The sequence below is a fragment of the Streptomyces sp. NPDC001903 genome (assembly GCF_042891345.1).
In the GTDB taxonomy this organism is placed as follows: Bacteria; Actinomycetota; Actinomycetes; order Streptomycetales; family Streptomycetaceae; genus Streptomyces.
This window is the reverse complement of record NZ_JBIASZ010000004.1, coordinates 307,692-327,508: the sequence shown is the minus strand read 5'-3', so window position 1 is coordinate 327,508 and position 19,817 is coordinate 307,692. Positions and strand designations below refer to the sequence as shown.

Annotated in this window: 18 protein-coding genes; 9 read left to right on the top strand and 9 right to left on the bottom strand. The window is 72.5% G+C overall.

Features of this window, described 5'->3' with window-relative positions; genetic code table 11:
• Positions 1 to 95: 95 nt before the first annotated feature.
• Positions 96 to 1,148, bottom strand: a complete 1,053-nt coding sequence (locus ACFYZS_RS11150) for a hypothetical protein (RefSeq protein ID WP_389009545.1) — start codon at positions 1,146 to 1,148, stop codon at positions 96 to 98.
• A gap of 292 nt (positions 1,149 to 1,440) precedes the next feature.
• On the opposite strand from ACFYZS_RS11150, the gene ACFYZS_RS11145 reads away from it, so the two are divergent.
• Positions 1,441 to 2,661 (top strand): DUF1266 domain-containing protein, encoded by a 1,221-nt coding sequence (locus ACFYZS_RS11145; protein WP_389009542.1) that lies wholly within the window; start codon positions 1,441 to 1,443, stop codon positions 2,659 to 2,661.
• A 109-nt stretch (positions 2,662 to 2,770) separates the two neighbouring features.
• On the top strand, positions 2,771 to 3,187 hold the full coding sequence (locus ACFYZS_RS11140; protein WP_389009539.1) for a PPOX class F420-dependent oxidoreductase: 417 nt from the start codon (positions 2,771 to 2,773) through the stop codon (positions 3,185 to 3,187).
• Between the two features lie 10 nt (positions 3,188 to 3,197).
• Here the strand turns inward: ACFYZS_RS11140 and ACFYZS_RS11135 are convergent, their stop codons facing one another.
• The 7 genes from ACFYZS_RS11135 to pdhA form a co-directional block, all read right to left on the bottom strand.
• The gene (locus ACFYZS_RS11135) at positions 3,198 to 3,962 is read right to left on the bottom strand and encodes a hypothetical protein (RefSeq protein ID WP_389009537.1); all 765 of its coding nucleotides are present in this window, start codon (positions 3,960 to 3,962) and stop codon (positions 3,198 to 3,200) included.
• A gap of 43 nt (positions 3,963 to 4,005) precedes the next feature.
• Positions 4,006 to 4,380, bottom strand: coding sequence for an Imm50 family immunity protein (locus tag ACFYZS_RS11130; RefSeq protein ID WP_389009534.1), 375 nt, complete (start codon positions 4,378 to 4,380; stop codon positions 4,006 to 4,008).
• A complete protein-coding gene (locus tag ACFYZS_RS11125) occupies positions 4,377 to 4,871 on the bottom strand; it encodes a hypothetical protein (protein WP_389009531.1) in 495 nt (164 codons plus the stop codon). The genes ACFYZS_RS11130 and ACFYZS_RS11125 overlap by 4 nt, the downstream gene beginning before the upstream one ends.
• Positions 4,872 to 4,873: 2 nt before the next feature.
• On the bottom strand, positions 4,874 to 5,806 hold the full coding sequence (locus ACFYZS_RS11120) for a GNAT family N-acetyltransferase (RefSeq protein ID WP_389009528.1): 933 nt from the start codon (positions 5,804 to 5,806) through the stop codon (positions 4,874 to 4,876).
• 118 nt (positions 5,807 to 5,924) lie between these two features.
• Positions 5,925 to 7,349 (bottom strand): dihydrolipoamide acetyltransferase family protein, encoded by a 1,425-nt coding sequence (locus tag ACFYZS_RS11115; RefSeq protein WP_389010258.1) that lies wholly within the window; start codon positions 7,347 to 7,349, stop codon positions 5,925 to 5,927.
• 34 nt (positions 7,350 to 7,383) lie between these two features.
• Complete coding sequence (locus ACFYZS_RS11110) at positions 7,384 to 8,364, bottom strand: alpha-ketoacid dehydrogenase subunit beta (RefSeq protein ID WP_389009525.1); 981 nt, start codon at positions 8,362 to 8,364, stop codon at positions 7,384 to 7,386.
• Entirely contained in the window at positions 8,364 to 9,578 is a 1,215-nt protein-coding gene (gene pdhA, locus ACFYZS_RS11105) for a pyruvate dehydrogenase (acetyl-transferring) E1 component subunit alpha (protein WP_132758211.1), read from the bottom strand. Before pdhA ends, ACFYZS_RS11110 begins: the two co-directional genes overlap by 1 nt.
• A gap of 326 nt (positions 9,579 to 9,904) precedes the next feature.
• Here pdhA and ACFYZS_RS11100 point away from each other — a divergent pair, with 326 nt between their 5' ends.
• Together ACFYZS_RS11100 and ACFYZS_RS11095 are read left to right on the top strand one after the other, a co-directional pair.
• The gene (locus ACFYZS_RS11100) at positions 9,905 to 10,567 is read left to right on the top strand and encodes a response regulator (RefSeq protein WP_389009521.1); all 663 of its coding nucleotides are present in this window, start codon (positions 9,905 to 9,907) and stop codon (positions 10,565 to 10,567) included.
• 145 nt (positions 10,568 to 10,712) lie between these two features.
• Positions 10,713 to 11,129, top strand: coding sequence for a pyridoxamine 5'-phosphate oxidase family protein (locus ACFYZS_RS11095; RefSeq protein WP_389009519.1), 417 nt, complete (start codon positions 10,713 to 10,715; stop codon positions 11,127 to 11,129).
• Positions 11,130 to 11,142: 13 nt separating this feature from the next.
• On the opposite strand, the gene ACFYZS_RS11090 is transcribed toward ACFYZS_RS11095, so the two are convergent.
• Positions 11,143 to 12,732 (bottom strand): protein kinase, encoded by a 1,590-nt coding sequence (locus tag ACFYZS_RS11090; RefSeq protein ID WP_389009516.1) that lies wholly within the window; start codon positions 12,730 to 12,732, stop codon positions 11,143 to 11,145.
• A gap of 229 nt (positions 12,733 to 12,961) precedes the next feature.
• Between ACFYZS_RS11090 and ACFYZS_RS11085 the strand changes: the two genes are divergently transcribed.
• The 5 genes from ACFYZS_RS11085 to ACFYZS_RS11065 all read left to right on the top strand — a co-directional run bounded on the left by ACFYZS_RS11085 (position 12,962) and on the right by ACFYZS_RS11065 (position 19,761).
• Positions 12,962 to 14,650 carry a protein kinase gene (locus ACFYZS_RS11085; protein WP_389009513.1) on the top strand — a complete coding sequence of 563 codons (1,689 nt, stop codon included), beginning with the start codon at positions 12,962 to 12,964 and terminating at the stop codon, positions 14,648 to 14,650.
• A 130-nt stretch (positions 14,651 to 14,780) separates the two neighbouring features.
• Positions 14,781 to 15,380, top strand: coding sequence for a hypothetical protein (locus ACFYZS_RS11080; RefSeq protein WP_389009510.1), 600 nt, complete (start codon positions 14,781 to 14,783; stop codon positions 15,378 to 15,380).
• Between the two features lie 107 nt (positions 15,381 to 15,487).
• Complete coding sequence (locus ACFYZS_RS11075; protein ID WP_389009507.1) at positions 15,488 to 16,138, top strand: PadR family transcriptional regulator; 651 nt, start codon at positions 15,488 to 15,490, stop codon at positions 16,136 to 16,138.
• 27 nt (positions 16,139 to 16,165) lie between these two features.
• The gene (locus ACFYZS_RS11070; protein WP_389009504.1) at positions 16,166 to 16,942 is read left to right on the top strand and encodes an ABC transporter ATP-binding protein; all 777 of its coding nucleotides are present in this window, start codon (positions 16,166 to 16,168) and stop codon (positions 16,940 to 16,942) included.
• Complete coding sequence (locus ACFYZS_RS11065; protein WP_389009501.1) at positions 16,939 to 19,761, top strand: FtsX-like permease family protein; 2,823 nt, start codon at positions 16,939 to 16,941, stop codon at positions 19,759 to 19,761. The genes ACFYZS_RS11070 and ACFYZS_RS11065 overlap by 4 nt, the downstream gene beginning before the upstream one ends.
• Positions 19,762 to 19,817 lie beyond the last annotated feature (56 nt).

Below are 19,817 nucleotides of genomic sequence, written 5' to 3'. Positions count from 1 at the left end.
GCACGGTCGCGCGGTCGCACGGGGGGTCGTACGGGACAGCCGTCCGCCCCCGGCGTCGGAGGGACGCCGGGGGCGGGGGCGGGGCCTGCCGGGGCCTATTCCGCCGGGGCGGGGGCGGCGGCCGGCGTGCCGGGCAGGCCGAGGCCGGTGAACAGGGCCATCACGGTGGTGCCGAGGTCGTTCACGACGTCGGTGGCCTTGGTCTTGGCGTCGGTGGTGCAGCCGCAGGGGCCGGCGGCCTTGGCGACCTCGTCGACGGAGGCCTTGAGGTGGTCGACGGCGGCGGTGACGAGGTCCACGCGGGCGCGGTCCACGGCCTTGGGCTTCGCGGCGACGACCGGGGCGACGGCCGGAAGGGTGACGGGCTGCGCGACGGCGGCGGGCGGCTTGGCCGCCTCGGCCGCGGGCTTGGCCGCTTCGACCGGGGGCTTCGCCGCTTCGACCGGGGGCTTCGCCGCGTCAACGGGGGGCTTGGCCGCCTCGACGGGCGGCTTGAGCACCTCGACCGGAGGCTTGGCCGCCTCGACGGGCGGCTTCGCAGCGTCCACCGGCGGCTTCGCGGCCTCCACCGGAGGCTTCGCAGCCTCGACCGGCGGCTTCGCGACCTCGACGGGCGGCTTCGCGACCTCGACGGGCGGCTTCGCAGCGTCCACCGGAGGCTTCGCGGCCTCGACGGGCGGCTTCGCGGCCTCCGCCGGAGGCTTCGCCACCGCGCCAGGAGGTTCGTCCGCGGGCTGCTTCGGCAGGACCGCCGGGGTCACCGGGGCGCTCGCCGGAGGCTTGGCCGCGGCCTCCGGTACGGCGGGCGCCGCCGGGGCAGCCGGGGCGGCCGCCGCGAAGGTCTTCTTCATGGAGGCCAGCGCCGCGTCGATCTTCTGCTTGTGCGCGGCCAGGTCCGCTTCCGGGAGCTTCCCGTCCGGCGACTTCAGTACCTCCCCGAGGAAGTTCGTGACGGGCGTGATCAGGCTGCCGGCCGACCCCAGGGACGCCACCTGCGCGGTCAGCGCCTCGGCACCGGGGATGGCCCTCTTCGCCACCGGCGCCGACGCCTTCGTCGGGGTGTCGGCCGCACCGGCCAGACCGGGGGACACGGACATCAGCGTCACGCACAGGGCGGCGGGGAGGGTGTAGCGGGTGATGCGGTGCAAGATCTCTCTCCTGTTCAGAGTCGCGGGGCAGGGGATGTGCCCCTGTCCACTCACCGCCACCCGGTCACATTCGGCAACCGGAAACCGACCCGCGGATCGCCGAAACCCGCCCCGATCCACCGCCCGCACGGCCTCGACCTGCATGGATGACTTCCCCGTTCAGCTCCGCCGACAGTGCTGCACCCTCGTGACGCCATCACCCTGAGTGACCCTCCCGCGAGGGGGTCGCGGCGTGCGCGCGAGACCGTACGGGCCGAGTCCGGCGTCGGAGGGCCCCGTTAGGGTTTCCCGCATGGGGACCTGGATCGCGCCGAGCGTCATAGAACGAGAGCTGTACGAAGCCAAGCTCAGGAACGACTGGCCCGCCTACTTCGACGCCCTGGCCGGCGCCTGGCTGTTCGTGCCCATGGCCCGCGGCTACGTCGACGCGCACCCCACCTCGGTACTCCTCGAACCCGCGTACTTCCCGCAGGTCCGCGCCCGCTGCTACGTGGCCTACACGGCGGGCATGCTGCCCGCCCCCACCGCCGACGGGGTCTTCACCCGCCAGAGCCTCGCCTGGTTCGCCGCCAACTTCGGGCCCGGCGACCCTCCCTACCTGGCCGTCAACCCCGGCAGCCCCTGCGAGGCCTTCCTGCCCGCCGCCCCCGGCGACCGCGCCGTGTGGAACGCCCACTGGGACCGGGCCACCACGTACGGCCTGGAGCAGAACAAGGTCCACGGCCTGCACGTCGGGGGCCCGCTGCGCGGCCCCGCCGCCTTCGGCCTCGCCTGCGGCGCGCACCTCTCCGTACGCAACGGCCTGTTCTGGAACGCCCTGGCCTACCACGGCGAGGGCTACATGAAGGAGCGCCGGAAGCTCAAGGACTACTGGGGCATCACCACCCGCGAGGACTGGCAGATCGGCACCGAGCGGCTGCTGACGGCGGACATGGTCAGCGCGGTATGGGAGTTCACGCTCCGCGTCCGCGCCGCGCTCGCCAAGGAGTTCGCCGGGCCGGTGGACATCGAGCACTGGCGGCACGCCACCGAGGCGACCCTCCGGGCCAACGCCGAACGGGCGGCCGAGCCGCTGATCACCCCCGAGGGCGTCACCGTCGCCCGGCCCCGCTCCGCGGCCGAGGTGGAGGGGGAGGTCGCCGGGGTGCAGCGGGTCATCGGCCGCATCACCCGCTACGAGCAGCGCTTCCGCGCCGACGGGATCCTCGGCGAGGGCAGGTTCGTCCGGTCCGTGGAGGCCTGGGACTACGGGCGCGCCTCCCAGATGGCCCGCTGGGGCCTCGGCGCCCGCTTGTGCACGCTCCAGGAGGCCGAGGAGGTCGTCGTGAGGGCCGGGAGGGTCTGCCGGCTCGCCTACCGCTCCTGGGAGGACCTCTCCGCCGGCTTCATCCTCGGCCGCTGCCTCCAGTTCGACGAGGAGGAGTACGGGCACTGGTACACCGACATGGCCGCCACCCACCGGGCACTGATGAGCGATCCGGGCAGCCCCTGGCTCAACATCCCCTGGGACTAGGAGGTGTCTCGGCTTCCCGATCGGGCCGGGAAGCGCCGGCCCCGCCCGACTTTTCCCAGTAGCCGCGAATCCTTGGACGGGCCCGGAAGGCCCCACTAGCCTCGCCCGCATGACCATTGCGCTGAACGACACGGTACGCAAGCTGCTCGACTCCCCGCACCCGGCGGTGCTCTCCACCCTCAACCCCGACGGCAGCCCGCAGAGTTCGGTGGTCTGGGTGACCCGGGACGGCACCGACGTGCTGATCTCCACCGAGCAGGGGCGCCGCAAGCAGCGGAACATCGCCCGTGACGCGCGCGTCGGGCTGACCGTCTTCGACACCGCCAACCCGTTCGTGTACGTCGAGATCCGCGGCACGGCCACGGTCACCGAGGACACGGGCCGCGAGGTCGCCGTCCGCATCGCGGAGGAGTACCTGGGGCCCGGCGGGGGCAAGGAGTACGCCGAGGCGCCGGCCGAGAACCTCCGCCTCGTCGTGCGCATCACCCCGACCAAGGTGCTCGGCAACGCCGCGAAGGCCGGCTAGCCCCTCACCGTCACGGCAGCTGCGGGCGGACCCGCGACCAGGCGTCGACCGCCGCGGCGAGCGGGTCGCCGTCCGCGAGGTGGGGCCGTACGAGGGCCATCCAGGGCAGCAGGAGCTTGATGCGCCGCAGGTGCTGGATGCGCGGTCGCGGCAGCTCGCGCCAGGTGCGGGCCTCCGCGGCCGCCTCCGCCGGGCTCAGGTCGATCAGCGCCAGCGCGTCCCGGCACAGGAGCGCCGGGTCGCCGCCGCGGCCCGGGCCGAACTGCCCGATCAGGTAGCCCCGTACGGCGGCCACCTCGACCGCGCGGTCCAGCGGGTGCGAGCCCTCCCAGTCCGCCTTGCGGTGCGTCGCGGCCAGCGCCACCCTGCCCCAGCGCAGCCGGGTCTCCTCGGGCAGCCAGTCCCCCTGCATCCGGCCCACGGCCAGCGTCCGCAGGGTCGGCGGAAGCGGCTCGTCCAGCAGCGGGGGGTCGGTGGCCAGCCAGGCCTCGAGGTCCTCCAGCGCGTGGCCGCCGGGCGGGACGGCCGTCAGCACCTGCCCCCGCGTGAGCAGCGCGACCAGGGCTCCGGTGAGGTGGACCTTGGCCACGTGCCCCGCGTCGAAGAAGGCCACGGTGCGCCCGTACCGCTCGATCCGGCGCAGTCCGAGCCGCAGTTCCCCGACGGCGTAGACCTGCCCCGCGCGCGCGACCCCGCCGAGGCACCGCACCACGCAGACCCCGCCCGCGACGTCGGCCTCCTCGACGGAGTACACCTGCAACTCGGCGATGGCCACCCCGGCCCCCCTTCCCCGGCGGGGAGGCTACCGCCTGCCGGTGTCAGAGCGCGCCTTGGAGCCCGACCCGGACGCGGCTTACCCGCGATCCGGCCGCCGAGAAGCGGATCGAGCGCGTCCCGCCGACCACCTCCACCTCCTGACGCCCCCGCGGCGTCCCCGTGATGCGGAACGTGCGCTCGGCTTCCGCGAGGATCCCCGAGATCCGCAGGTCCCCTACTCCGGTGAACACGACCCAGAAGTAGAGGGTGTTGTAGGCGCCGCCCCATTCGGGCAACGGGTGGTCGGGCAGCCGTGCGGTCTCGAAGGCGAGCGTGACGGAGGTGTCCCGCTCGTCGATGTGGACGTCGTGGAGGGCGCAGGAGCCCGGCTCCGGCGGGACCTCGTAGAGCGCTGCCAGTTCGGGCCAGCCGGTCATCCGCGGACCCGTCCGTGGTAGGTGTTGTCGTACGTCGGCGGGACCGTCGGGTAGCGGCGGTGCCAGAACGCGTTCCGGCGGTGGTGGGGGCCGTCGTCGGCGCCGTCCTCGGAACGGGTGAAGACGCTCAGGGTGCCCGCCAGGACCGACGCGTTCGCCGTGAACGAGACCTCCGCGCCCGGTGCCGTGATCCGTACGGCCAGCCGGTGCCGGGGCAGTTCGGCGAGGCCGATGTCGGCCGTGACCGGCGGCCGCCAGCCCGCCATCTCGAACTCCTCCACGTGGGAGAACGCGAGCTGGCACTGCAGGGTGTCGGCCGGTTCGCCGCCCTCCCAGCGGTCCGGGTACCTCGGCAGGTCGAGCCGCAGGACGACGGCCGGGGCCCAGCCGTCCAGATGGACCGACCGCAGCCGTACGCCGGCCAGCTCGGGCACCTCGTCGTAGTACGGCGCGAAGACCGCGCCGTTCGCGACGAACCGGTCCCATCCCACGGCTATGCCTCCGGCTCCAGGACCAGGCGGACCTCCGTGACCTCGTAGCCGGCGCGGTCGAAGGCCGCTGCCATGGGGGCGTTGACGGTGTCCGTGGTCGCGGTGATGCGCTCGGCGCCGTCGGCCGCGTGGAAGCGGGTGATCTCCGCCAGGACCTCGTCGATCAGGCCGCGGCCGCGCTGCTCCGGTACGACGCCCAGGTATCCGACGTTGCGGTGGTACGGGGTCGCGGAGGGGATGGCCATGCCCGCGAGCGTGCCGTCCGGAAGGTGGGCCAGGCGCCACCAGGAGCGCTCGCCGGGGCAGTCGAGGTAGAACTCGACGTCCTCGCGGGCCAGCTGTTCGGCGTCCATCGAGCGCAGTTCGTTCTGCGTGTGCAGGTCCAGGCTGCCGGCCGAGAGTCGGGTGAAGGCGTCGAGGAACTCCTCGTCCGTCCCCTCGCGGAAGACGAGCCGCCCGGTGGGCTCGGCGGTCCCGGCCGCCGGGGTCCATTCGTAGCGCAGCCGCTCGATCTCGCGGGGCAGCCCCGCCCCGTACGCGGCCTTCCGGCGCCAGGCGACGCCCTCGACGAGGTCCGGGCGGCCGCGCCAGTCGCCGGGCAGGGAGATGTTGTAGAGCGGGCTCGTCCCGAAGGCCGCGTGCCCGGCGGCGAGCAGCCCGGCGGCGAGCGCGGCCGGGTCGGCGACGGATTCCCGTACCTGGAGGCAGTCGAGCGCGATGGGCCGCTCGCTGTCGGCCCGGCCCCACCACAGCGCGCGGCCCAGGACCTCGCCGTCCTCGTCCTCGGCGAACCAGATCCACTCGGGCCGGAACCGGTTCCCGGCGAGCTCCTCCCGGATCTTCTCGGCGGAGAGGGCCTCGACGGGGCCGTCGGCCGGGTAGGCCAGGGCGCGGTCGAGGTCGGCGGGGTCAGCGGTGGCGGCGCGGAATCTCATATGGCTGATCATCGCCCGGGGATCCGGCCTCTGACGAGGGCTTTTCCGTCACGCCGAAGCCCCCCTCGCGGTGCGGTGGCGAGGGGGGCTTCGGGGGCCGGGCTGCGCCCGGGTACCGCTACGACCAGGTGACGAGGCGGCGCGGGTGTTCCAGGACGGCGGCGATGTCCGCCAGGAACTTCGAGCCGAGCTCCCCGTCGATGAGGCGGTGGTCGAACGACAGCGCCAGGGTGGTGACGTGGCGCGGCTTCACCTTGCCCTTGTGGACCCACGGCTGGAGCTTGATCGCGCCGACCGCGAGGATCGCGGACTCGCCGGGGTTCAGGATGGGCGTACCGGTGTCGACGCCGAAGACGCCGACGTTGGTGATGGTGATGGTGCCGTTCTGCATGTCGGCCGGGGAGGTCTTGCCGTCGCGGGCCGTGCCGACCAGCTCGGACAGGGCCGTCGACAGCTCGCCGAGGGTCTTGGCGTGCGCGTCCTTGATGTTCGGGACGATCAGGCCGCGCGGGGTGGCCGCCGCGATGCCCAGGTTGACGTAGTGCTTGAGCACGATCTCCTGGGCCGCCTCGTCCCAGGACGCGTTGACGTCCGGGTTGCGGCGGATGGCCACCAGCACCGCCTTGGCGATGAGCAGCAGCGGGTTGATCCGCAGACCGGCGAGGTCCGGGTCGGCCTTGAGCTCCTGGACCAGCTTCATCGTGCGGGTCACGTCGAAGGTGATGAACTCGGTGACGTGCGGCGCGGTGAAGGCCGAGCCGACCATCGCCTGGGCCGTGACCTTGCGGACGCCCTTGACCGGGATGCGGGTCTCGCGGGCGTCCCCGGCCGCCGATGCCCCGGCCTGGACGGCTGCGGCTGCGGGTGCGGCTGCGGCCGGAGCCGGCGCCGCCACCGCCTGCGGGGTGATCGCGGCCGCCGCGGCGGCGTGCACGTCCTCGCGGGTCACCACCCCGCCCTCCCCGGTGGGCACCACGGAGGCCAGGTCGATGCCGAGGTCCTTGGCGAGCTTGCGCACCGGCGGCTTCGCCAGCGGGCGCTCCCCGGCGGCGTGGCCGCCGCCGTTCCCGTTCAGCCCGGCGGCGGGGGCGGCGGCAGCCGCCTCCGGCTGGGCCGGTACGGCGGGCAGGGCCACCGGGGCGCTGCCGTTCTGCGCGGCCGGTGCGGCCTTGCGCGGGCGGCGCTTCGTCGAGGCCTGGGAGACCCCGTAGCCGACCAGGACGGGCTGGCGGGCGGCGGCGGCCGGTTCCTCGGCGGCCTCGGCCGCGGCCGGAGTCTCGACGGCAGGGGCGGCGGCAGCGGCAGCCACGGGAGCCTCCGCAGCACCCGTCTGCACCGAGATGATCACCTGGCCGACGTCGACCGTGGTGCCCTCCTCGAACAGCAGCGCGTGCACGGTCCCGTCGAACGGGATCGGGAGCTCCACGGCCGCCTTCGCCGTCTCGACCTCGCAGACGACCTGCCCGTCGGTGACGGTGTCACCCGGCTGGACGTACCACTTGAGGATCTCGGCCTCGGTGAGGCCCTCGCCCACATCGGGCATCTTGAATTCGCGGATCGTCACGGGAACGCTCTCCTCAGTACGCAAGCGAGCGGTCGACGGCGTCGAGCACCCTGTCCAGGCCCGGCAGGTACTCGTCCTCCAGGCGGGCCGGCGGGTACGGGGCGTGGAATCCGCCCACGCGCAGCACCGGCGCCTCCAGGTGGTAGAAGCACCGCTCCGTGATGCGGGCGGCGATCTCCGCGCCCGTGCCCAGGAAGACCGGGGCCTCGTGGACGACCACGAGCCGGCGGGTCTTCTCCACCGAGGCCTGCAGCCCGTCGAAGTCGATCGGGGACATCGAGCGCAGGTCCACGACCTCCACCGACTTGCCCTCCTCGGCCGCCGCGGCCGCCGCCTCCAGGCAGACCTTCACCATCGGGCCGTAGGCCGCCAGCGTGATGTCGGAGCCCTCGCGCGTCACGCGCGCCCTGTGCAGCTCGCCGGGGATGGCGTCGGTGTCGACCTCGCCCTTGTCCCAGTAGCGCCGCTTCGGCTCGAAGAAGATCACCGGATCGTCGCTGAGGATCGCCTGCTGGAGCATCCAGTACGCGTCGCTCGCGTTCGAGGGCGAGACCACCTTCAGGCCCGGGACGTGCGCGAACAGCGCCTCGGGGGACTCCGAGTGGTGCTCCACCGCGCCGATGCCGCCGGCGTACGGGATGCGCACGACGACCGGCATCTTGACCTTGCCCAGCGCCCGCGCGTGCATCTTCGCGAGCTGCGTGACGATCTGGTCGTACGCGGGGAAGACGAACCCGTCGAACTGGATCTCCACCACGGGCCGGTAGCCGCGCAGCGCCAGGCCGATCGCCGTGCCGACGATGCCGGACTCGGCGAGCGGGGTGTCGATGACCCGCTCCTCGCCGAAGTCCTTCTGCAGGCCGTCGGTGATCCGGAAGACACCGCCCAGCTTGCCGACGTCCTCGCCCATGATCAGGACCTTCGGGTCCTGCTCCAGGGCCTTGCGCAGGGACTCGTTGAGCGCCTTCGCGATCGACATCTTCTCGACAGCCATCAGTGACCCTCCTCGAAGGACGCGAGGTAGGCGGCGAACTGGGCGCGCTCCTCGTCGACGAGCGCGTGCCCGTCCGCGTAGACGTTCTCGAAGATCGCCATGGTGTCCGGGTCGGGCATGGCGCGCACGACCTCGCGCACCCGCTTGCCCAGGGCCTCGCTCTCGGCCTCCAGCGACTCGAAGAAAGCCTCGTCGGCCCCGCCGCTCGCCAGCAGGTAGGTCTTCAGGCGCAGGATCGGGTCCTTCGCCTCCCAGGCCTGCGTCTCCTCGTCCCGCCGGTACTTCGTCGGGTCGTCGGAGGTGGTGTGCGCGCCCATGCGGTACGTGAACGCCTCGACCAGGGTCGGGCCCTCGCCCGCGCGGGCCCGCGCCAGCGCCCAGCGGGTGACCGCGAGGCAGGCCAGGACGTCGTTGCCGTCCACGCGGACGCCCGGGAAGCCGAAGCCCTGGGCGCGCTGGTACAGCGGCACGCGCATCTGGCGCTCGGTCGGCTCGGAGATCGCCCACTGGTTGTTCTGGCAGAAGAACACCACGGGGGAGTTGTAGACGGCCGAGAAGGTGAACGCCTCGGCCACGTCGCCCTGGCTGGACGCGCCGTCGCCGAAGTAGGCGATGACCGCGGAGTCAGCGCCGTCCTTGGCCACACCCATCGCGTAACCGGTCGCGTGCAGCGTCTGCGAGCCGATGACGATCGTGTACAGGTGGAAGTTGTTGGTGTTCGGGTCCCAGCCGCCGTGGTTCACGCCGCGGAACATGCCGAGCAGGTTCGTCGGGTCGACGCCGCGGCACCAGGCCACGCCGTGCTCGCGGTACGTGGGGAACACGTAGTCGTCGTCGCGCAGCGCGCGGCCGGAGCCGATCTGGGCGGCCTCCTGGCCGAGCAGCGAGGCCCACAGGCCCAGCTCGCCCTGGCGCTGGAGGGCGGTCGCCTCGCCGTCGAAGCGGCGGGTGAGGACCATGTCGCGGTAGAGCCCGCGCAGGTCCTCGGTGGTGATGTCCTCGACGAAGGAGAGGAACTCCGCGGCGTCGGGGTTGTCCGCTGCGCTGACCCGTTCACCCTCGGGCGTCAACAGCTGTACGAGCTGGGGCTCGGCGTTCTGCGCGGTGGCGGCAGCCTTGGCAGCGGGGGCCTTGGCGGCGCTCGCCGCGCCTGCCGCCCGCTTGGTGCCGCTGCTGCGTCGCGGCTTGCGCGCGGCAGTGCTCTCCACGGTCACGTGTTGCTCCTCCGTCGGTCCGGCTCCCGGGTTCTCCGGGGTCCAGTGCGGCTCACCCGGATCTGTACCGGCACACAAGGGTGGGTGCGCGTCATGTACGGATTCGGGCGTGACAGGTGCCCCGGCAAGTGCCCTGCGCAATGCACGTTACCCAGTGCGCCGCATAACTGCGAAACCCCACTTGACCTGCGTTTTTGCTTGGATTTCCAAGTAAATCGGCAGCGCGGGGAACAACCACTGGTCACAGCCTTGCAGGGGGCCGGAACAACGGCACGTTATCCCGGGTAACGACGGCAGGGAAGGGGTGAGTGTGTGAAACTGAGTTCGTGCGCGAAGACGGAAAAATCAAGGTATTCCTCCTGGACGACCACGAAGTGGTACGTCGTGGTGTCCATGAGCTCCTTTCGGTCGAAGACGACATCGAGATCGTCGGCGAGGCGGGCACCGCGGCGGACGCCCTGGTCCGCATCCCCGCCACCCGTCCCGACGTGGCCGTTCTCGACGTGCGCCTGCCGGACGGCAGCGGTGTGGAGGTCTGCCGCGAGGTCCGTTCGCAGAACGAGGACATCAAGTGCCTGATGCTGACCTCGTTCGCCGACGACGAGGCCCTCTTCGACGCGATCATGGCCGGGGCCTCCGGTTACGTGCTCAAGGCGATCCGCGGCAATGAGCTGCTCAGCGCCGTACGGGACGTCGCGGCGGGCAAGTCGCTGCTGGACCCGGTCGCCACGGCGCGGGTGCTGGAGCGGCTGCGCGACGGCAAGAACGGCAAGGGCGACGACCGCCTGGCCAACCTCACCGAGCAGGAGCGGAAGATCCTCGACCTGATCGGCGAGGGGCTGACCAACCGCGTCATCGGCGAGCGGCTGCACCTGGCCGAGAAGACCATCAAGAACTACGTCTCCAGCCTGCTGTCCAAGCTGGGCATGGAGCGCCGCTCCCAGGCCGCGGCGTACGTGGCCCGGCTGCAGGCCGAGAGGCGCGTCTGAGCGTCCGTACGGCGTGCCCCGGCCGTTCCGGTGGGGTCTGACCAGGCCGTTCCGCCGCGGGGAGCGTTCACTCGGGACCAACGTCCCCGATCATCGGGGCGGCCTCCTCTTTTCGGCCGAGGCATCCGTACCGGAGAGTAGACGCATGTCTCCGGAGGACCTCCACGCCATCGAACTGCTGCGCCGGGTGCCCTACGGCAGGGTGGCCACCAGCATGCGCGCGCTGCCCTTCCTCGCCCTCGCCCGCCACATCGTGGTGGACGGCGACGTCGTGCTGAGAATGCACGCGGGCTTCGGCTACCACCAGGCGTGCAACGGCAGCGTGGTGGCCTACGGCGCCGACAACTTCAATTCCGCGGACGCCCGCCTGTGGTCCGTGCAGTTCACCGGAACGGCCCAGATCATCGAGCCGGCCACCCGGGAACTGGAACTGTTCGGACCGGTTCCGCATTTCGTGGACGGCGCGGTCTTCGACCCCGTCTACATGCGCATCGAGCCCCAGTTCGTCACCGTGCACTCCCTGGCCGGAAATCCGGACAGGGAGTACCAGCACGCCCTCTGAGCTGCGAATTCCCCTACTCGTCGCCCAGCGGGTTGTTCGGCGGGTCCACCGGCGGGCTCACGCTCTTCGACGGCGACGAGGACGGCTTCGACGAGGACTTCGAGGGACTGCTCGACGGCGAGGTCGACGGGCTCGTCGAGGGCGAGGTGGACGGGGAGGTGCTCGGCGTGAACTTGCTGCGGCTCGGCGACGGCACGTGCTCCTCCGACGAACGCGTCGACGGCGCCTCCTGCGAGGGCTGGCTCTGCTGCTCGGACGGCGTGCTCTGCTGTCCGCTCGAAGAACTCTGGACGGCGGGCGGAGTGCTGTCGTCCTTGTTCTGGTTCGACACCGAGTTGACGGCGTACGCCACGCCGCCGGCGATCGCGACGATCGCCAGCACCGCGAACAGCCACAGCTTCCAGCGGCTTGAGCCGCGGTCGTCGTAGCCCTCGTACCCGTCGTGGCCGCCCTGCCCGCCGCCGTGGCCGTGGTTGTCGTACCCGCCCCCGCCGGGGAAGGCCGAGCCGTCGTCCGGGTTCAGCGGCGGCACCATGGGCTGCTGGAACTGCGAGGTGGTGGCGTGCGCCGCGTACGGCTGCTGCCCGCCGGTCTGGCCCATCGGCATCGCCGTGGTCTGCGCCGCCCCGCCGCGACCGTGCGGCAGGGCCATGGTGACCGGGCCGGTGTTCCAGGTGCCCGTGTTCGCGCCCTGGTCGTGCAGCATCTGGAGCGCGTACTGGACCAGTCCGCGCATCTCCTCGGCGCTCTGGAACCGGTCGTCCGGGTCCTTGGCGAGGGAGCGCATGACGAGCCCGTCGAGCTCCTGCGGGATGTGGTGGCCCTCCGGCAGCTGCGAGGGCGGCACCGGCGCGTCCTGCACGTGCTGGTAGACCACCGAGAGCGGGGTCTCGCCGGTGAACGGGGGCCGCAGCGCGAGCAGTTCGTACAGCAGGCAGCCGGTCGCATACAGGTCGGAGCGGTGGTCCACCGCCTTGCCGAGCGCCTGCTCGGGCGACAGGTACTGGGGGGTGCCCATGACCATGCCGGTCTGGGTCATCGTCGACTGGGCGCCGTGCAGGGCGCGCGCGATGCCGAAGTCCATGACCTTGACCGCGCCGGCGTCCGTGATGATGACGTTGGCGGGCTTGATGTCGCGGTGCACGATGCCGTGCTGGTGCGAGTACGCGAGCGCTTCCAGCACGCCCGAGACGATGATGAGCGCCTGCTCGGGGCCCGGGGCCTCGGCGCTGATCAGCAGATCGCGGATGGTGCGGCCCTCGACCAGCTCCATCACGATGTACGGAACGGTGTTGGGGCCGACCTTGTCCTCGCCGGAGTCGTACACGGCGACGACGGCGTGGTGGTTGAGCCCGGCGACCGACTGCGCCTCACGCGTGAAGCGGGCCTTGGAGACCGGGTCCTCCGCGAGGTCGGCGCGCAGCAGCTTCACGGCGACGGTCCGGCCCAGCCGGACGTCCTCGGCGGCGAACACCTCCGCCATGCCGCCGCGGCCGAGGCGGTGGGTGAGCCGGTAGCGGCCGTCGCCGACCAGGCCGCCGGCGCCCCAATGCTCAGGACCCTCGGCCATCCCGGCGCCGTTTCCCTCGGGTTCGGGTGCCATCAGTCCTCGCCGTCGTCTCTCTCGGCCGCCGCTCAGCGGTAGGTCCTTTTCGGGTGCTCCGATGAACGCTACAGCCTCGGAACAGGTCGCCGTTCGGACTATGGCGCGCCGTGGCCCCGTGGTCACGGAACGGGCACCCGGCTTGACGTGTGCTTGCCCTCCGGCAGACTGGGCGCCACATGCGCTCAGCCAGAGGCGTTGGGACACATCCCGAGGGGAAGCAACAGTCATGAGCCAGGACGGCACTCAGGGCCAGTACGCGGGCGGCTCTTTGGCCGGTGGCCGTTACCAGCTAAGGGACTTGCTGGGTGCGGGCGGCATGGCGTCCGTCTACCTCGCGTACGACACGGCGCTCGACCGGCAGGTCGCCATCAAGACCCTGCACAGCGATCTCGGCCGCGAGCAGTCGTTCCGCGAGCGCTTCCGCCGTGAGGCGCAGGCTGTTGCGAAACTGTCGCACACGAACATCGTCTCGGTCTTCGACACCGGCGAGGGCGAAGTGACGTTCAGCGGCCCCGGGGCGGCCGACGCCGCGGTGATGCCGTACATCGTCATGGAGTACGTGGAGGGCCAGCCCCTCGGCTCGGTGCTGGAAGCGGACATCCGCCAGTACGGGGCCATGCCGGCGGACAAGGCGCTGAAGGTGACGGCCGACGTGCTGGCCGCGCTGGAGGTCAGCCACGAGGTGGGCCTGGTCCACCGCGACATCAAGCCCGGCAACGTGATGATGACCAAGCGCGGCCTGGTCAAGGTGATGGACTTCGGCATCGCCCGCGCCATGCAGTCGGGGGTCACCTCGATGACGCAGACCGGCATGGTCGTCGGCACCCCCCAGTACCTGTCGCCCGAGCAGGCGCTGGGGCGCGGGGTCGACGCCCGGTCCGACCTGTACTCGGTCGGCATCATGCTGTTCCAGCTGCTGACGGGCCGGATCCCCTTCGACGCGGACTCGCCGCTGGCCATCGCGTACGCGCACGTGCAGGAGGAGCCGGTCGCCCCGTCCTCCATCAACCGCTCGGTCACCCCGGCGATGGACGCGCTGGTGGCCCGGGCCCTGAAGAAGAACCCGAACGAGCGTTTCCCCACGGCCGCCGCCATGCGCGACGAGGTCGCGCGGGTGATGTCGGCCGGCCAGACCGGGGCGCCGGCCATCGTGCCCGGCTCGCACGCGGGCGGCAGCGGTGCGGGCGTGGGCTCGGCCGTGTTCCCGCCGGTGGACTCGGGGTTCCAGGCGCCGCCGGCCCAGTCCGTGCAGCAGCCGTACGCGCCGACCCCGGCGCCGTCCCCGTACGCACCGCAGACCCCGCCGCCGATGACGCAGCAGCAGCACGGGCAGGGCGGGTACGCCTACCCGCCGCAGCAGCAGCCGGTCCCGCACCAGCAGCAGTACGCCCCGCAGACCCCGCCGCCGTTCACCATCTCCCCGACGGGCTCCACGACCTCGTCCGGCGGGGGCGGCGACAAGCGGAACATGCCGGTGGTCGTCGGCGCGATCGCGGTGGCGCTGTTGGCCATCGGCGGCCTGATCGCGGTGATCTCCATGAACGGCGACGACGACAAGGGCAAGGGCGGCGACACGGCCGCGTCGTCGGGGGCCCCGGCGACCGCCTCGGGCTCGGCCAAGGCCGGCTTCAAGGGTCCGGACACCTCGCGCACGATCGACGCGGCGAAGTGCAAGGACCCGAGCAAGCACTACAGCGACGCCACCAAGTACACGGCGCCGGACCTGCGCTACAAGAACCTGCTCTCGGTCAAGGCGTGCATCCAGGCCTCCGGCGGCAAGTACAAGATCGTCGACAAGGACGAGGCCGTGTACGGCAAGGACACCGTGCTCGACCAGAGCCCGCGCCCCGGGGAAAAGATCGACAAGGAAGGCACGGAGTACACGCTGACCGTGTCGACCGGCAATCCGGAGTAGTCCCGAGCGGAGCGGTTAGCCCGTCCCGGCATCCCGGGCGACCCCGATGGGGCGCCCGGGATGCCGCTTTTGTCCCGGTATGTGAACCTGAGCCCAACATCTCGGCTGCTCGGGACGGGAGGGGCTCCCCGTGACTCAACGCCTCCGCGCTCAGCGCTGGCTGGCCGCGGCCGCGGTGGCCGCCGCCGCGCTGTCCCCCGCCGCCCCCGCAGCGTCGGCGGTGTCCGCCGCTTCCGCCGCCGCCCCGTCCGCGGACGGGCGGGCCGACGCCGCCCGGCCCCTCGCCGCGGCCCTCCCCGGCAGGGCCCCCGCGGCCGCGCCGAAGGCCGACGACACCGACTCCGAGCCCGACCCCGATCCGGTGGCCGACGTACCGCACGAGGCGTACGAGGAGCTCGCCGGCAGCGCCGCCGGGGTCGGCCGGGAGCGGCCCGGGCGGCCCGCCGCCGAGCCGGCGAACCCGGGGACCGTGCTCGCCGCCCGCCCCCTCCTCCCGGTCCGCCCGCACCACCGGCCGGCCGTCCCGCGGCCGGTGCAGCCGCCGCCCCCGGCGAGCCGGCCGAGCCCGCCGGACCCGCCGAGCCCGCCGCCCGTGGTCACCGCGATCGGGACCGGGCCGAACGAGCGCGCCGCCGACCTGGCCGCGCACATACTGCCGCTCGGCACCGGATTCGCCCTGATGGGACTGGGTCTGGGCTACCTCGGAATGCGGTTGCGCAAGGGCCTCTGACGCCCCTGCGACCCCGTCCCGAGCCGGAGGCGAGGGCGCCGGTCCCCCTTTCGACCTACACCTCAGGATGGTTGCGCGCGCCTGCATACTCGGTATACATACTGAGTATGTCGATCCGCCACGGCCTCCTCGCCCTGCTGGAAAGGGGTCCTCGGTACGGCTCTCAGCTGCGTACCGAGTTCGAATCCCGCACCGGCTCCACCTGGCCGCTCAACGTCGGGCAGGTGTACACCACCCTCGCCCGCCTGGAGCGCGACGGCCTCGTCGCGCCCGGCGGCGAGGACACCGCCGGGCACACCCTCTACGCCATCACCGATTCCGGACGCGCCGAACTGCACCAGTGGTACGAGCGCCCCGTCGACCGCACCAACCCGCCCCGTGACGAGCTGTCCATCAAGCTCGCCATGGCCGTGGGCGCCCCCGGCGTGGACATCCGCGCCGTCATCCAGGCCCAGCGGCACGCCACGATCAAGGCGATGCAGGACTACACCCGGCTCAAGGCGCAGGCACTCGCCGCGATCGAGAGCGGGAAGTCCCGCGAACGCGACGACGTGGCCTGGCTGCTGGTCCTGGAGCAGCTGATCTTCCAGACCGAGGCCGAGGCCCGCTGGCTGGACCACTCCGAATCACGCCTCGTACGGCTCTCCCTGCCGGCCGACCGGAGAGCCGAGCCCGAACCACCCCAGGCCGCCGACACCCAAGCCCCCGCGGCCGCCGCCGCACCCAAGCCCCGCGCCTTCCGTACGCCGCGGGGCTGAAGCCACCACCGTCCCAGGGGGACCTCCATGCCTGACCAGCAGTCCGCACCCCACATACAGCCCGGGCCGCCCGCGCCCTCCGCACGGCCGGTGCTCCAGCTCACCAAGCTCGTCCGCACGCACGGCAGCGGCGCCACCGAGGTGCACGCACTGCGCGGCATCGACCTGTCCGTGTACCCCGGCGAACTCGTCGCCGTCATGGGCCCCTCGGGCTCCGGCAAGTCCACGCTGCTCACCCTGGCCGGCGGCCTCGACACGCCCACCAGCGGCCACGTCATCGTCGAGGGCACCGACATCACCACGGCGAGCCGCAAGCAGCTGGCCGCACTGCGCCGCCGCAGCATCGGGTACGTCTTCCAGGACTACAACCTGATCCCGGCCCTCACCGCCGCCGAGAACGTGGCGCTGCCCCGGGAGCTCGACGGGACCTCCGCCCGCAAGGCCCGCGTCTCGGCCTTGGCGGCCCTGGAGGAGATGGGCCTCGGACAGCTCGCCGACCGCTTCCCCGACGAGATGTCCGGCGGCCAGCAGCAGCGCGTGGCCATCGCCCGCGCCCTCGTCGGCGACCGCCGCCTGGTCCTGGCGGACGAGCCCACCGGCGCCCTCGACTCCGAGACCGGCGAATCCGTCCTCGCCCTGCTGCGCTCGCGCTGCGACGCCGGCGCCGCCGGAATCCTCGTCACCCACGAACCGCGGTTCGCCGCCTGGGCGGACCGCGTGGTCTTCCTGCGCGACGGCAGCGTGGTCGACGAGACCCTGCGCAGCCAGGCCGACTCCCTGCTGTCCGGGCAGGCCGGCCGGTGAAGTCCTCGTACCACGCGTGGATCGCGGCCATCCGCATCGCCCGCCGCGACGCCTGGCGGGCCAAGGGCCGCAGCGCCCTCGTCCTCGCGATGATCGCCCTGCCGATCGTCGGCGTGAGCGCCGCCGACCTCACCACGCGCAGCGCCCAGCTCTCCCCCGAGCAGAAGGTGTCCCGCGCGATCGGCACGGCCGACGCCCGGCTGAAGGACTCGGAGCTGAGCGGGCCCGTCTACCAGGACGTCGAGGGCAAGAACTCCATGCCCGTCGGCGGCTACGACAAGTACGACCCCAGGTCCGAGCCGGATCCGAACCGGCTGCCCTCCGCGATCCGACCGGGTGTCCAGTCCCTCAAGGACAGCACGGCGCACACCAAGATCCGCACGCGGTACGGCCTGCTGGAGACCGATCTGCGGGAGATCGACGCGACCAGCCCGCTGGTCAAGGGCATGATCGAGATGAAGCGGGGCCGGCCGGCCCAAGAGGCGGGCGAGGTCGTCACCACGACCGCCTTCCTGGAAGAGTCCGGCTTCTTCGTGGGCTCCGAGTTCCGCGCGCGCGGCTCGGACGCCTGGTACCGGATCGTGGGCGCGTACGAGCTGCCGTCCGACCTCGGGAAGTCCGAGATCCTCGCCCCTCCCGGCACCCTGCTGGCCCCGCTCGACAAGGCCTTCCAGGCCGCCGGCGTTCCCGGGGTGGTCGCCACCGACACCTACCTGGTCAAGGTCGGCGGCGATGGTTTCACGTGGAACATGGTCAAGGCGCTCAACACGAAGAGCGTGCAGGTCGTCTCCCGCGCCGTGCAGCTCGACCCGCCCGCCGACTCCGACGTGCCGTACATCGTCCAGCAGAAGGAACTGGGCTACGACAACCGGGACAGGGGGCTCCCGACCACCGAACTGGCCGTCCTGGCCACGGTCGTCGGCCTCGCGATGCTGGAGATCTGCCTGCTGGCCGGCCCCGCCTTCGCGGTCGGTGCCCGGCGCTCGCGCCGCCAGCTCGGACTGGTCGGCGCCAACGGCGGCGACCGGCGCCACATCCGGGCCATCGTGCTCTCCGGCGGCCTCGTCATCGGCGCCGCGGCCGCCGTCACCGGCACGGTGCTCGGCGTCGCCCTCACCCTGGGGCTGCGGCCGACCCTCGAGGAGTATCTGGGCGCCCGCTTCGGCGGATTCACGTTCCGCCCGCTGGAGATCCTCGGCATCGCCCTGCTCGCCGTCGTGACCGGCCTGCTGGCGGCGATCGCCCCGGCCGTCACCGCCTCCCGGCAGACCGTGCTGGCCTCGCTGACCGGTCGTCGCGGGGTCCGCCGGGCCAACCGGGTGCTGCCCGTACTCGGCCTGATCGCCCTCGCCGCCGGCGCCGCGATCGCCCTCTACGGCACCGCCTCCCGGATGGGCTCCACCGTCGTCGCGGGCGGCAGCGCCATCGCCGAACTGGGCATCGTCGCCCTCACCCCGGTGCTGGTCGGCCTGTTCGGACGGCTCGGCCGCTGGCTGCCGCTGTCGCCGCGGCTCGCGCTGCGCGACGCCGTGCGCAACCGGGGGCGTACGGCCCCCGCCGTGGCCGCCGTCCTGGCCGCCGTCGCGGGCACCGTCGCGGTGGCCACGTACCAGCACAGCTCGGAGATCCAGGCCCGCCACGAGTACGTCGCCGATCTCCCGGACGGCGCCGGTGTGGTGGCGATCCACGAGCTCGGCCGCAGCAAGGACATGCCCGCCGTCCGCGAGGCCCTGGCGCAGGAACTCCCGGTCGCCGTACGGGCGGACGTGGACTACATCTCGTACGGCAAGCCCGGCTGCGAGCGCTTCACCGGCTCCGAGGGCTGCGGCCGGGTCGACATCATGCGGCCCAAGGAGCAGCGCTGCCCGCTCTTCGAGGCCAAGGACGGGATCGACTCGTTCAGCGCCGCGGACAAGAAGGCGCTGCGCAAGGACCCGCGGTGCACGTACAACCGCCACTCCGCGCAGTTCGACGTGGTCGTCGCCGACGAGAAGCTGATGGCGGCGCTCGCGGTCGCCGATCCGGGCGCGGCGTCCGCCCTGAAGGAGGGCAAGGGCGTCTCCTTCGACAAGCGCAACGTCAAGGACGGCAAGGTCACCGTCCGGCTGATCGACAACAAGGACGAGATCTACGAGCCGGGGGTCGATCCGAAGGGGCAGGACAAGGTCTTCGCCGTCCACCAGGCTTCCGACACCGCCGAAGGGTACGGCCTGGAGCTCGTCCTGCCGCCCGGTGCGGCCAAGAGCGCCGGACTGACCACCCTGCCGTTCGCCTCGTACTTCACCCTGGACGGCAAGGCCACCAGCCAGCAGAAGCAGCGGGTGGCCGCGCGGATCGACCAGATCGGGGTGGAGGCCCCCGTCACCATCGAGGCCGGCTACCAGGCCGAGGCCGACATCACGATGCTGGCCCTGACCATCTTCGCGGGTCTGGTCACCATCGGCGCGGCCGGCATCGCCACCGGACTCGCGCAGGCCGATGCCGAGGCCGATCTGAAGACCCTGGCCGCGGTCGGCGCGCCGCCGCGGGTGCGGCGCACGCTCAGCGGCTTCCAGTGCGGAGTGGTGGCGCTGATGGGCGTGGTCCTCGGCTCGGCGGCGGGCATCCTGCCGGCGGTCGGACTGCGGCTGGTCCAGCGCCGGGAGACCGAACACCTCCTGGAGATGGCCGGCGACGCGAACGACTCGCTGTACGTGCCGATCGCGGTGCCGTGGGAGACCCTCGGCGGGCTGCTCATCGTGGTCCCGCTGGGCGCGGCCCTGCTGGCCGCCCTGGTCACCAAGTCCAGCGGCGCCGTGGCGCGGCGCGAGGCGGGCTGACGGTCACTCTGCGTTCTCGCCCCCGTACAGGGTGGATCACGCCCGTACGGGGGCAC

Coding starts and splice junctions, on each gene's coding strand:
- ACFYZS_RS11145 (WP_389009542.1), top strand. CDS start 1,441: ATGGGGACCTGGATCGCGCCGAGCGTCATAGAACGAGAGCTGTACGAA.
- ACFYZS_RS11140 (WP_389009539.1), top strand. CDS start 2,771: ATGACCATTGCGCTGAACGACACGGTACGCAAGCTGCTCGACTCCCCG.
- ACFYZS_RS11130 (WP_389009534.1), bottom strand. CDS start 4,380: ATGACCGGCTGGCCCGAACTGGCAGCGCTCTACGAGGTCCCGCCGGAG.
- ACFYZS_RS11120 (WP_389009528.1), bottom strand. CDS start 5,806: ATGAGATTCCGCGCCGCCACCGCTGACCCCGCCGACCTCGACCGCGCC.
- ACFYZS_RS11115 (WP_389010258.1), bottom strand. CDS start 7,349: ATGCCCGATGTGGGCGAGGGCCTCACCGAGGCCGAGATCCTCAAGTGG.
- ACFYZS_RS11110 (WP_389009525.1), bottom strand. CDS start 8,364: ATGGCTGTCGAGAAGATGTCGATCGCGAAGGCGCTCAACGAGTCCCTG.
- ACFYZS_RS11095 (WP_389009519.1), top strand. CDS start 10,713: ATGTCTCCGGAGGACCTCCACGCCATCGAACTGCTGCGCCGGGTGCCC.
- ACFYZS_RS11090 (WP_389009516.1), bottom strand. CDS start 12,732: ATGGCACCCGAACCCGAGGGAAACGGCGCCGGGATGGCCGAGGGTCCT.
- ACFYZS_RS11085 (WP_389009513.1), top strand. CDS start 12,962: ATGAGCCAGGACGGCACTCAGGGCCAGTACGCGGGCGGCTCTTTGGCC.
- ACFYZS_RS11075 (WP_389009507.1), top strand. CDS start 15,488: ATGTCGATCCGCCACGGCCTCCTCGCCCTGCTGGAAAGGGGTCCTCGG.
- ACFYZS_RS11070 (WP_389009504.1), top strand. CDS start 16,166: ATGCCTGACCAGCAGTCCGCACCCCACATACAGCCCGGGCCGCCCGCG.